Here is a 12,574-nt window from a genome sequence, read left to right as displayed (position 1 = left end):
TTGCGATAGGTCTGGGGTTGTCGGACAATACACCATGGTAGGAACCGTCATGAGTCGGCATCGTTTCCCCTCCATCCTGTTTGCCCTGTGTATGGCCGGGAGCCTGTCTCCATGGGCTCCACCCCGGCTCGAAGCCGGCGAGCCGATCGAGGCAAATCAAGCCGGATCGTCGCTTCCCGATTTCCAACGCCTCCTCATCGATCTCGATAGCTCGCTCGCCGGGCTGACTTCTGCGCAAGAGATGGCCAAGGTCTTCGTGACGGCCGTGGCACCCAGGCTTGGGGTGAACGATGTGGCCCTGCTCCTCAGAGCCGGCGAACGGGCCCTCCCCCCTGGCGCAGGCCTGTCGCATCAGGACCTTCAAGCTTCGGCGATTCGCTTAGTTGGCGAGTTGAACCGCTGGCGCCTTGCATCCGGGCTTCGCGCCGTCGCCGAAGGAGACCATCAGAAGCCCCTGCAGGAATCCCTGGCGCCTCTCCTGGATCAGCTTCGAAAGCAGGCGTCGTTCGAGAAGGCCGCCACCAACGGAGACGCGACACTTCGGTTGATTGCCCTGACTGACACACTGCTCGCTGGTGCGGCTCTGCCTCAAGCACAGGATCGGCTCGCTCCATACGAGCACTATCAAGCGACAGTGGAGCAACGGTATCCTTTCATCGAGAATGGACGGATGGCATGGCCGCTCATCGAGGAGAAAGGCGCCGAGGCCCTTCGCACCAGATTGTTCGACAGCGATTTGATGCCCACGGTCGCCGAAGACGTTCGCGCGCAACTGGCCGGGCAGTATTTCGTCAATCGGTTGCTGCCGTATCTCCTGGCCCGGCTTGCGAAGGAAGCGGCGGCGGTTGAGCAGGCGGCCTCGCTCGCCGTGATACGGGAATGGGCCTGGGAAAAGGGGGTTCGCGACAGAGTGCGGGAGACCATCGGCCTCAAGCGGCTCTGCGGAACCTGGCAGTGGGTGGTGCACAACCACCGCAATCACTCGGACAGCAAGAGCGTCCTGACATTCGGTCCCGCAGGGCCGGATGGCTCGGATGCGGTCAAACCAGCCGAGGTGGTGGTGCTGGGGGATAGCGTCTATTTGCGATGGGAGTTCGGTGGCTCACAACAACAGGAAGACAGCCTGTTGTTCGTGGGGGAGGGACAGAGGCTGGAGGGATCGTTCGTCAACACGGCTGGCTCATGGGGCAGCATCACGGGCAAGCGGCTCAAGGCCTGCAAGCCGGAATCAACCCGATAGGCGGGCGCAACCCGTTTATGCACTTAACTAGGTCCCTTGCGAGCCGGCCCCCGGCGCGACCACGTATCCCAAGCGAGAGAGGCCCAGCCGCCGAGAAAACAGATCCCTCCGAGAGGCGTGAGGGCGCCCAGCCATCGGATCCCTGTCAGGGCCAGCATGAAGAGGCTTCCGGAAAAGACGACGATGCCGGCGGCAAAAAGGACGGCGGCCCGGTTCAAGTGACCAGACCAATCCTGCCGGCCCAAGAGCCCGACGGCCAGAAGCCCGAAGGCGTGATACAGTTGATATCTCACCCCGACTTCAAAGACCTGGAGCGATTCGGAGGTCAGGATCCCCTTCAGGGCATGGGCGCCGAAGGCTCCGGCTGCTACCCCGAGGAGAGCCAAGCAAGAGCCAAGCGGGAGTGCGAATCGTCTCATACGGTGTCGCCAGGCTATACTCTCTATCGAGCGAAGGGCCGTCAAGTCAATGGCTATTGAGTGTCCCCGTTGTCTGCTGAGCCATGAGGACCATACCTTGCGCTGTTCCTGCGGGTACGACCTCACGCTGCTGTTCGGACGGCAACGTTCGGCCCGGTCGTCCGGCTCCTCACCCCGAGCGGAGGAGACGAAAGAGATGGGGCGTGTGCCCTTTCTCATCGGGGTCGGGCTGATCTGGGGCCTGTTGGTAGCCGGGGAATGGTTTCGGGTGACCGGTTCCAACTTCGGCGCCATTGGATTTGAGGACATGCGATCGGTCCTCTTCTGGGCCTCGACCAGCATGGCAGGGGCGGTGGTAGTCGGCATGATCGGCTGGTTTATCGTGTGGATCTTTCGTTCCTACGAAGGGTTGGAACGGCGGCCCTGCGCCAAACGAATGACCTTGCTGGTCACGGGGATTGCCGCCTGCATGATGTTCCTCATCCGGTTTTTGAGCCCGACCACCATTGCCGGCTACCTGGTCCCCACCCTGTCCATCATCCTTGTCTCGGTGGTCTTCTATTTGGCCGGCACCAAGCATTGGCTGGGCCGGTGGTAAACTTACAGTCCAACCACCGGAACAGGACCACCATGTTCAAAAAACAGATCGATTTCCGTCACAACCCTCGCCATGAGGTCCACCTATCGGTTGAATTTACGGGCGATCAGGTCACGGGCAAGGGCTTGGTTTGCAATCTCTCGCGGTCCGGCTGCGGCATTAAGGGACAGACGCGGGTGCCCGTCGGAGCTTTCGTGGAGTTGATCATCAGCCTGCCTAGCGGGCTGGCGCCGTTGATGATCGATCTTGGCGTGGTTCGGTGGTCGGCGGGGGAGCGATTCGGAATCGACTTTCTTCAAATGCAGGAGCCCGAGACGCAGCGGTTGAAGCAGTTCCTCTCGACGCTCTGAACGCTCGGAATCTACCGCCCCATAAACCTACAGCCCTCAGGTGCTGTTCCAACCCGCTGTCGCGAAATGGATCATGCCGCCGCAGGCGAACCGGAGGGGAGGACCTTGGTGAGCCGGGCTTTTTTGAGCGACATCAAGCCCCGTTGGATTTCCGTCGGATACAACGGCCCGGTCTTCTTCTTCGCATAACGTTTCTCGAACTGGTCGATCACCGCCAAGGCGTCGCTGTGCCGGCGTTGAGCAATCAACAAGTCGGCCATCCTCATGAAGGAGGGCAACACACATTGAAGATCGCGGACCTGCTTGGCATGGTCGATGACATAGCGATAGCCCATAATGGACGTGTCGGGATTGCTCAGCTCATAGGACAGGGCTTCCAGCATATGGACCGAAATGCGGTCGGTTTCCGCGCTCACGCTCTGCTCCCAAGGCCCGTTGATCAGCCGCAACAACTCCTCATCATTTAATTTCACGGGCTTTCGTTTAGCCGTCCGGAGCCGCTCGACCAGGTGACGGCCTTCGGGCCAAGCCCCATACAATCCGATCAAGAGACAGCGGCATCCGCCAGGGTTGGTGCAATGGCCCTGCGACGGATTGCTCAGCCGTTTCGCGACCATGCTGGGAAGGAAGACCCGGCCGTGAAGGTCCTGGCAACCGGCACAGGTATCGTTGTTGGAAGGAGCGACATGGATATACATGCGGATGCCGGATCGATCAAAAATATCGACGGCCTGAATCCGCCCCTTCAGCACCAGGATCTGGTGATACTCCCAGACCACGAGAAGAGCTAGAAGACCCGCCAAGTACGGGACGATTTCCGGGACGATCACCCCACCCATCACTGCACGCCTCCGTTCTGATGCAGCCGGATACGTGAGGAAGTATAGCACCAGGCCTATGGGGACCCCTTGAAAAGGAGCTGCGACAGATTGAGAACGTGGGCACAGAAACCGGACGGAGAGAGGGTCTCAGATAGGCGGTCGAACGCCGTTTCACGGAGCCGGGGGCGGATCGTCCTTTAGGCAGGCTTCAAGACTTCCCGGATCGCCTGGAGGAGCTCTTCCATTGGGAAGGGCTTTTGGAGCACCTTCTGGGCGCCGAAGAGCTTGGCCACATCAAGAAAGTTGGTCTTCCCGCTGGCCCCTGTCATGGCGATGATCTTGGCGTCCGGATACTCTCGGGCGAGTACCAAGGTGGCTTCCAGCCCATCCGTGTCGGGCATCAAAATGTCGGTGACCACCACATCCGTGGGCGCCTGGCGATACAGCTCCAACGCTTCGCGCCCCCCTCTGGCTTCTTTCACCTGATAGCCGGCAGCCTCAAGGTTCAGGCGCAAGGCGGTCCGGACACCTTCGTCGTCATCGGTCAGCAAGATTGAAAACATCGTGTCTCCTTGATCCCTCCCCATGCAGTGGTGCCGGAGACCGGGATCGAACCGGTACACCCCTTTCGGGGTGAGGGATTTTAAGTCCCTTGCGTCTGCCTATTCCGCCACTCCGGCGTCAGCTACGCCGTAAGTAGAAACTGTAACATTGACGGGTATTTGAATCAAGACAAAGGGGAGGAATCGCGCCCGGGTCGAGACTCGGCCGTCTCGGACCCGGGTTCAAAAGGGAAGGAAACCGGTAACGAAGGAGAGGGTCCGCTAGGCCGCCTCTCCCATCTTGTGGGACTCGCGCCTGTCGGCCAGGGATTTTCCGACCTCCTGCGCGCCGGTCTTGAGCGCCCGTCCGACGCGGATGGCCTCGATCTGCACCCGCTTGGCGTACCGTACCATCGCTCGCCTGCTGTCAGTGCCTGCCTGCGGAGCCAGTAGCAGTCCCGCCCCGACACCGACCAACGCCCCCCCTGCAAACCACCCGGCCAGCTTGGCTGCTTCACGACCATTGAAAGACATGGGATGGCCCTCCTTGAAACAACAACAGGGTGAATAACCGAGCCTGTGCAAACCGTTCTGATCGGGCGCCCGAATCGCCGAGTACTCGCCCGTTGGCTCAGCATCATTCGTGCCACTTCCGGTTCCATGCGACTTTCAAGAATTCAGCGGAGTTCGTCTCGCATCGCTGAAGTCCCTGGCTTGAGGCTGGTCACATTTTCACCACAAGTGTGGCGACAGGGTTGCAAAAAATAGACAGGTGCCTTCAACCTCGGCAAAGCCGCTTCCTTGGCCGGTTGGCCGGCGTTGCAAGTCATCGGGCAATCACCTATGATGCGCCCATCACCTGCAACCAGCTCTAACCATCGTTTCAGATCACATCATGATCCCCTATCCCAATATCAGCCCGATTATTGTGCAAATCGGACCATTGGCCTTGCGCTGGTACGGACTGATGTACCTCATCGGTCTGACCAGCGCCTATTTTTTCATCCGCAACAGGGTGACGAAGCGGGAGCTTCCGATGACCGCCGATCATGTGTACGACATGATCGTGTTCGGCGCCCTGGGGGTCTTCCTGGGAGGGAGGCTCGGCTACGTGTTGTTCTACAATCTCCCGTACTACCTTCAAAACCCCTTGAAGATCGTGGCGGTCTGGGAAGGGGGCATGTCGTTCCACGGAGGCTTGATCGGGGTCTTGGCTGCCCTGATCTTCTTCAGCTACCGCCGAGGAATCCCCTTCATCACGATCGCCGACCTGGCGGCTGCGGCCACCCCGATCGGGCTGGGCTTCGGTCGGCTGGGCAATTTCATCAACGGCGAGTTGTTTGGCCGGCCGACTGATGTCCCCTGGTGCATGGTGTTTCCGGCAGGCGGCCCGGAGTGCCGACATCCATCTCAACTCTATGAGGCCATGCTGGAAGGCGCCCTCCTCTTCACCCTGCTCTGGTTGATCAGCCGGCGTCCCGTTCCTCCCGGAACCCTCTGCGGAAGCTTTCTCGCTGGTTACGGACTCTGTCGGGTCACGGTCGAATTCTTTCGGGAGCCCGACCCTCAGATGGGATTTATCTTTGACCAGATCTCAATGGGACAAGTGCTCAGCACCCCAATGATCCTGATTGGCATCGGGATCATCTGGTGGGCCTATTGGCGCCAGGGTCGTGGCCAATCCTCGATCGCCTCCGAGAGGAGCCGTGCACGACGCGCGTAACGTTTCCGGCCGGACACAGGCGCCCAGCCGCTGTCACCCTGCGATCATCAGCCCCTGCCGGAGAAAAATGAACTGAAAGCCCACCTGCTCAACGGCGAGGGCCTGTCGCACTGCAGCTCGATAGACCTGGGCCTGCCAGGCATAGCGGCCAGCCAGTTCCGGCAACTCGTGGTTCTCCGCCGCATCGGTCTTGTAGTCCGCGACCCAGACCTGTCCGTCCAGGCGATAGACCACGTCGATCGTCCCCGTCATCACCTGCAGCGAGGGCCGGTCCGTTCTTGATGCTCGGCCCTCTCCTGGTGCCCAGGGAATCGAGAACGGCACCTCGCGGCCGAGCAGTTCGGCCCTCTGTAACGACCGATAGGGCTCGGAACGGCCAAACGCCTCGAAAAGCCCCTCCAGTTCAGCCTGAATCTGCGTTCGATCCGCTTCGCAATCAGGGGGAAGCTGGGACCGGCAGAGGGTTGCGATCACGGAAGGGAACTCATCTAGGCTTGCCCCAAAATCCCATTGTTCGAGAAGGTAATGGGCCAACTGCCCGATCACCTGGCTGATCCGCCGGCTCCGCCCTTGGCCGCTCCCTCCTCCTTTCCATGGCCGGCTGACGCTCATGGCCTCCGTCATGCCGGATGGGGTCAGAAAACGAGGCCGTCCCTGAGCTGCACGCCATCGTTCCGTGCGGCCGGTCCAGCTTTCGATGACCGGTGAATCGCGATCGGCTGGTTTCAGCCCTCCGGTCCAGCCGACCCTCGGCAACTGGCCCGACGCCTGCGCGGGCGCGACCGTCTGCCCGATCACCGCATCGCCGATCGTGAGGCGAGAGACCGCGGGATCGCCGAGGCCGGATTCCACAATCTCCCTCAACAGGGAGAGCGTCGTATCCTGTCCGGTCCGGCGGGTCACCCCTCCCGACAAGACCAGTCGATCCTTCGCCCTCGTCATCCCGACGTACAATACGCGCCGCTGCTCCGCCTCTTCCCGTGCCTGCTGTTTGGACTGCACGAGCACACTGCCAAGGGTCTGGGCCCTACCGTCGGCCAGCCACAAACCATAGAGGCCGCTGGACCAATCATGGCCGATCAAGCGCGACCGGCCCTGGCCTCTTGCGCCCTGATGCAGGCCGGGCAAGATCACGACGGGAAATTCCAATCCCTTCGCCTTATGGATCGTCAGCACGTGGACTGAGTCGGGGGAATCCTCGGCCAGCGCGCTTTCCGATTCCTGGGGCTGCTCCTCCAGCCGTTTGATCATTTCTTCGACGAACCCGTTCAGGGTCAGGGATGGGCGATCGGAGAGCGAAGCCGCCATTTGTTGTACCTTCAAGAGATTGGCGACCGCCTGTTCTCCGTGCAAGGACGCCGCCGCCAGCTCGAGCAAGGGAAGGCGGGCAAAGACCTGTGCCACGGCTTCGGAGAGCGGCAGCCTCGGCGACTCGCGGTGCAACTGCCGCAGCTCGTGATACAACCGGCGAATCGCCTCGACGTGGGAACTGTCCCAGGAGTCCAATCGATCCGCCAGGCGATAGTCCAACGCCCGGCGGGAACCGAGTTCATAGAGGTCCCGGTCCGACAGGCCGCCGATGGACGACCGCAGCAGGCCGACCATCGCAATCGCATCGTTGGGGTTCTCGATCACGCGCAAGACATTCACCAAGTCGATCACTTCCTGACGCCGGTAGAAATGTTTTTCTCCATCGGTGACGTAGGAGATTCCGTGCCGGCGCAGGGCATCGAGATAGTCCTGCGCCTGGGTGAGCTTGCGAAAGAGGATCGCGACATGCCCCGGCTTCAGCGGACTTGCGGTCCCCCGTTCGTCCATGCACTGCTCCCGCGGCAGCAAGTCCTCCGCGATCCACCGGGCCAAGGACTCGGCCTCGGCCCTTGTGGCGGCGGCCGAGTCGAATTCTTCTTCCACTCCCTGCCCGGTGACCAGATGAAGTTCGACCCCCGGCTGTCCGACCAAGGGCGAGCGGTTCGGTTTGACGTTTAACCGCACGGGCGAGGGTTGCAGATGCGGTTGCGGGACGAAGGCTCGCTCGAACAGTTCGTTTACGACCGACAGCACCGAGCCGTGGCTGCGGAAGTTCGTGGTGAGGGTGTGCCGCTCCCCTCCTCCGCTCTCCAGCATCTCCACCACCCGGTCGAACGCCTCGATGTCGGCCCGCCGGAACGCATAGATGGATTGCTTGGGATCGCCGACGATGAAGAGCTTGCCCGGCTCCAACTCGATGTCCTGCCAAGCGCGGGCCTGTTGTCCGAGCTGCTCGGCAAGGTACAGGACCAGTTCATATTGCGCCGGGTCCGTATCTTGGAACTCATCGACCAGCAGGGCGCGATAGTCCCGCTTGAGCCTCTCGCGGACGAATGGATGGTCGCGGAGCAGGGCGCGCGCGCGGGCCGTCAACCCATCGAACGACAGCCAACCGGATTCGACAAACGACCGGCGGACCTCCCTGGAAAAGGGCGCCAACAACGCCATCACCGTCCCGGCGAGGTCGGTCTCGACCGTCAGGCAAGCCTTTGCGGCCCTGATTACGATCGCCGCAGTCTCGAAGGCCTGCTCGCCCATGCCCTTGGGGCGGCCGCCGATGTCGCGGTCCAGTTGTGCTCGATCCGGCTCCCCGAGGTGGCGAAGGCCGTCGGTTCCATGAGCCAGGAGCAGCCTGAACAATGAAGCCGACGCCTGAAGCATCTCATCGATCTTGAGCATCCTGGATCCCGCCCGTTCCGCCACAAGCGCCTCTGCGATCCGCGTAAAATCGGCAAGCCACTGTCGCAAGGGTTCAGGAAGTTGCGGACTGCGCACCTGGGCGATCAGCTCATCCAGCGAGACGAGTTCGCTACAGAGTTCACGCGCCAGCTCCTGCATTTGATCCAGCCGGAGTCGACCCAACACGAACTTCCACTGCTCATGCTGCGTTCCCTCCACTCCAAGTTCTCGATCAATCCAGACTCGCCAACAGGTGGTCACATGCTCGTCGAACCGCAGGCCGTCATCCTCCTGGAACAGAGGCGGGACCATACTTTCGAGCGGGTAGAGCCGGAGCAGATGGGCGGCGAAACTGTGGAGGGTTCCGATTTGGGCCTTTTCGATATCCTGAAGGGCGGCCTCCGCCCGGCGGACGATCTCATCCTCGGACAACCTGTACCGTGCCCGCAACTCGTCCACCTGACGGGCTGTTTCATTCTGCCCGGCTTCCGGTCGCGGCGCGGGAGCCTGCCATGGCAATCTGGCATTGGCGGCCGACGACACCAGCGCGTGCAGCCGGTTGCGCAACCGAATCTTCATCTCGGTCGCGGCCTTGTTTGAAAAGGTCAAGGCCACGATCTTGGTGATCGGGATCGAACCGGGCTCCCGCAACAGCAGATGCAGAAACCGATTCACCAGCAGGGTAGTCTTGCCGGTCCCGGCTCCCGCCTCCACGACAATGTTCCGGTCGAAGGTGGTTTCCGCCGCTGCGCGGGCCTCCGCATCGGATAACAACGGCTCGCTCATTCCGGCACCTTCTGCTTCCGCAGCGCCCGCATGGTCCGACCCTGGATCGAATGAAAGGCCCGGCTCCAGGTCGGTCCGTGTTGGAGGCGGCAGGCCGAGGCCAGCTCGCAATGCTCGCAGTAAGAGTCCGGCAGGATCACGAATTGTCCTTCGCGGATACCGCGGAGCCAGGTCTGAATCGTCCGCTGCAAGAGAGAACCGGCGGCTGATGTCCAAAGGGCCGCCGGGAAGGACGAGCGATCGATCCTGGGAGTCCAGTGAGGGGCCAGAAAGAGAAACTCCACGAGGTCCGGATACGAGAGACTGTCATCGGAGGCGCCGGTCTGGCTTTGAACCGGGATGCTCATTCGAGCATAGAGTGGTGGCTGCAACCGAGCACCGCGCAGGGCGGCGGTCGCGAGGTCCCGATCCTCTTTTTTCTGATTGAACCCCTGTTTGTACTTGTAATCGACGATGCGCAGGCTTGCATCCTGTTGCCGCTGATCCACGCGGTCCAAGCGGCCTCGAATCTTGATCACGGGCGTCTCCGGCGTCTCGCAGGCGGTGAGCCTCCCCTCGACCTCCAACTCAAACGCGACGGGACGATAGCCGGTTTGAAGGCAATCTTCCCGATCGGACAGAATCGCCTCCTGCACCAGGTCCCTGACAAGGTCCCATGCGAGGTTCCAGAGGAGCTGATATCCCGTGGCCATGCTCGCTTCATGGGCGTCAAAGACCTCATGGACTGCCGTGCGGATGATACCGGCCAGCGCGCTGCCGTCGCCAAGGGCATCGGGCCATCCCGCTGCCGTCAGCCGTTCGTAGCAGAGGCGCAGCGCATCATGGCAGAGGGTGCCGATAAGCCTGGGCGCCGGACCTTCTTCACGGTCCGGACGTACGGATTTGAGCCGCAGGACCTGCCTTCCAAAGTACTGGAAGGGACAGCGAGCATAGGATTCCAGCGCGCTCGGCGAGAATCCCGCCTCGAGCGCCCTCTTCCAATGGTCCGCCAGCGGACCGGTGAGCCCGTCATAGTCTCCGACCTGACTTGAACCGAATTCCAGCGGACGCAACGAGGCATAGCCCTGTTGAAACAGCTCCACGGGTCGTTCCATCGCCTGCAACAGATCGCCCGGATCCTGCTGTCGAAGAATCCGGTGAAGGATCACGGTCTGGATCGGGAGCAATCGGATCACCGATGGACGCCGATTCACGAGTTCCGTGAGCTGTCTGGGAACCGCTTCGTCCTGCTCCGCCGACAAGCCGTATCGACGGCGCGCCTCTTCCAGAAAGGTGGAGGAGGCGAGAAGCCGCCCTTCGACATCGGCCCGCTGATAAAACAACAACAACCGCGAGGTCGCCGCCTGACAGAGCAGCGAGAAGAGCAGGCGCTCCTCGTCATAGCCGGCCAGCTTTTCATCGATCTTGTAGCCCAACGTCGCGTCGAGCACCCGCCGAGACCGGTCGCGCAAGAAGGCATCTTCCCGGATCATACGGGGAAACACCTTTTCGTTCAGCCCGATCAGGCAGAGAGCCTTGAACGGCAACCCGCGGGCCGACATGGCGTCCAACACCTGCACACCCTCATGGTCGGCCTCTCCGATCGGGATCACTCCTCGTTCGAACACCTGCTGCAAGAGGACGGTCCATTCCTCCCACGTCCGCTCCAGTCCCAGGCGATCGAGTTGGCGCAATCGGTCAAACGCCTCCTGGAGGGCCGCTGCGACGGATGTCGCATGCTGATCCTTGAGCGTTTTCCCGTCCGACAGCTCGCCGTCCTCGGTCAATCCAGGGATGGAAAGGTGTCGGACAGCGAGCTCAAGAAACCGATTCGTCAGCTCCGCAACAGTCCCTCGATCCGGCAGCGAACGGCAATCCTCGATCAGCCGCGAAACCAATCGCCATAGGTGGTCATATTCACGACGGCCGACCTTGACCGGCGCCCGATCCTCCTCATCCGAATCCTGATCTCGTTCGTCCTCTTCGCCCCCGCTCAGCGGGTTGGCATTGCTCTCGTTCGTCTCCTGGCCGGCCTCGACCAAACGCCGCCACTCTTGTTCGCCCTTGGTGATACCCAGTTCCTGAATTGCCAGCCGCCAGAGATCCGGCCGCCACTCGAAGGCTGTAAGACCCGAGCCGTCGGTTCGATAGTAGGGTGAGCTCAACAGATCCAACAGGGTCGTGGCGTAGAAACCAGAGTTCCTCAATGAGGCCAATTGCCAGAGGGTCTTGGTCACAGGCTCGGCAAAGAGCAATCGGACCGCCGTGGATGTGAAGGGAATACGGTGCTGCTCGAACAGCCGCGACAGCAGCGGGGCATAGGGCTCCAATGTTCGGGCGACGACCCCGATTTCATCAAATCGATAGCCGTGCGTTTCGACGAGCGCGAGAATTTCCCGGCAGACGGCGGCCAGTTCCTCCTCCGGCCCGACCGTGTGTGTGATCTCTACGTCCAGGCTGTCTTGCCTATTCACAGTTCCCTGCCCCGTTCCCCCGGCGTTCGGAAGATCCGTGACCGGAGAGAAGGCCGTGGAAGCAGCCAGCGGCAGGAGACGCCGCTCATAAAACCTCAATGCAAACTTGAATTCCGATGTTTGAACAAGTGGAAAATAGACGGTGGTTTCCGTTCTTTGTGCGATGCGCTCCAGCAGAGACAGTTGGACCTGCGAAAGGTCGTAGAAACCGTAGTAGATGGCCTGCCTGAGGTGAGCCAGAAACGGGGAGTGGGGGATCCAAGGAAGAACGTCGGCCGCCAGGTCGTCGGCTGAGCCGATGCCAAGGACCCTGCTTCCCTCCAGGACTCCGGCATAGAGGGTGAACAGGGCCTCCAGCCAGGGACAGTCTTCCGAATCAAACTGCCCTTCCCGAACGGCCTGGATGGCGGCGGCAGGATCGACCGCGCCGTCCTTCATGTCGCGCAGGGTGGCCCAGAGCGCGGCCCAGGTGCCGGCGGCGGTCCCGAGCTGCTCCAGGGGTTCCATGCCGGACAATGGTCTCTCCAACACGATATGCCGCGCCAACTGCTCGAAACAGAAGTCGTCCACCGATGCCGGCGGCCGGGTCTCGGAATCATCGAAGGCTCGTTCCGACGTCAACTTCAGCACCAATTGATGGAAGGTCAGAAAGTGGACATTCAGCAGAGGCAACCGTGCGTCCAGCACGAGCAACCGCCGCAGCCGATCGATAAGCAACTGCGAGGGAACGATGATGGCGAGAGGGGCCAGGGGCTCGCCTGTCTTCAGGCGGCGCACGTCCTCGACGAGGGCTGATTCAAGCGTGGGATGGAAGGGGCCGGTGCAAACGCGGAGCATTGCGCGCGTGTTTCGTGAGGCGCGAAACGTGAAACGGAGAGGGCGGGTTCAGGCAGCGCCCTTGCTCGCCACGCTTCACGGGCGGCGAAGCACGTG

Annotated in this window: 10 protein-coding genes and 1 tRNA gene; 4 read left to right on the top strand and 7 right to left on the bottom strand. The window is 61.6% G+C overall.

Annotated features, from left to right (window positions below):
- Positions 1-49: 49 nt before the first annotated feature.
- On the top strand, positions 50-1,240 hold the full coding sequence (locus QWI75_RS11670) for a hypothetical protein (RefSeq protein ID WP_289268748.1): 1,191 nt from the start codon (positions 50-52) through the stop codon (positions 1,238-1,240).
- 23 nt (positions 1,241-1,263) lie between these two features.
- Here the strand turns inward: QWI75_RS11670 and QWI75_RS11665 are convergent, their stop codons facing one another.
- Entirely contained in the window at positions 1,264-1,659 is a 396-nt protein-coding gene (locus QWI75_RS11665) for a DUF423 domain-containing protein (RefSeq protein ID WP_289268747.1), read from the bottom strand.
- Between the two features lie 49 nt (positions 1,660-1,708).
- On the opposite strand from QWI75_RS11665, the gene QWI75_RS11660 reads away from it, so the two are divergent.
- Together QWI75_RS11660 and QWI75_RS11655 are read left to right on the top strand one after the other, a co-directional pair.
- Positions 1,709-2,257 (top strand): hypothetical protein, encoded by a 549-nt coding sequence (locus QWI75_RS11660; protein ID WP_289268746.1) that lies wholly within the window; start codon positions 1,709-1,711, stop codon positions 2,255-2,257.
- A 32-nt stretch (positions 2,258-2,289) separates the two neighbouring features.
- Positions 2,290-2,607 carry a PilZ domain-containing protein gene (locus QWI75_RS11655; RefSeq protein WP_289268745.1) on the top strand — a complete coding sequence of 106 codons (318 nt, stop codon included), beginning with the start codon at positions 2,290-2,292 and terminating at the stop codon, positions 2,605-2,607.
- A gap of 71 nt (positions 2,608-2,678) precedes the next feature.
- On the opposite strand, the gene QWI75_RS11650 is transcribed toward QWI75_RS11655, so the two are convergent.
- The 4 genes from QWI75_RS11650 to QWI75_RS11635 all read right to left on the bottom strand — a co-directional run bounded on the left by QWI75_RS11650 (position 2,679) and on the right by QWI75_RS11635 (position 4,504).
- A complete protein-coding gene (locus QWI75_RS11650; protein ID WP_289268744.1) occupies positions 2,679-3,446 on the bottom strand; it encodes a hypothetical protein in 768 nt (255 codons plus the stop codon).
- A gap of 179 nt (positions 3,447-3,625) precedes the next feature.
- The gene (locus tag QWI75_RS11645; protein ID WP_289268743.1) at positions 3,626-3,991 is read right to left on the bottom strand and encodes a response regulator; all 366 of its coding nucleotides are present in this window, start codon (positions 3,989-3,991) and stop codon (positions 3,626-3,628) included.
- Between the two features lie 28 nt (positions 3,992-4,019).
- Positions 4,020-4,108: transfer RNA gene (locus tag QWI75_RS11640), tRNA-Leu, on the bottom strand.
- Positions 4,109-4,252: 144 nt separating this feature from the next.
- Positions 4,253-4,504 (bottom strand): hypothetical protein, encoded by a 252-nt coding sequence (locus QWI75_RS11635; RefSeq protein ID WP_289268742.1) that lies wholly within the window; start codon positions 4,502-4,504, stop codon positions 4,253-4,255.
- A gap of 361 nt (positions 4,505-4,865) precedes the next feature.
- Between QWI75_RS11635 and lgt the strand changes: the two genes are divergently transcribed.
- Entirely contained in the window at positions 4,866-5,693 is an 828-nt protein-coding gene (gene lgt / locus QWI75_RS11630; protein WP_289268741.1) for a prolipoprotein diacylglyceryl transferase, read from the top strand.
- A gap of 33 nt (positions 5,694-5,726) precedes the next feature.
- Here the strand turns inward: lgt and QWI75_RS11625 are convergent, their stop codons facing one another.
- Positions 5,727-9,188, bottom strand: coding sequence for a UvrD-helicase domain-containing protein (locus tag QWI75_RS11625; protein ID WP_289268740.1), 3,462 nt, complete (start codon positions 9,186-9,188; stop codon positions 5,727-5,729).
- The gene (locus QWI75_RS11620; RefSeq protein ID WP_289268739.1) at positions 9,185-12,478 is read right to left on the bottom strand and encodes a PD-(D/E)XK nuclease family protein; all 3,294 of its coding nucleotides are present in this window, start codon (positions 12,476-12,478) and stop codon (positions 9,185-9,187) included. Before QWI75_RS11620 ends, QWI75_RS11625 begins: the two co-directional genes overlap by 4 nt.
- Between the last annotated feature and the right edge of the window lie 96 nt (positions 12,479-12,574).

The sequence above is a fragment of the Nitrospira tepida genome, assembly GCF_947241125.1.
Lineage (GTDB): Bacteria > Nitrospirota > Nitrospiria > Nitrospirales > Nitrospiraceae > Nitrospira_G > Nitrospira_G tepida.
This window is presented reverse-complemented; position numbering and strand designations above follow the sequence as displayed.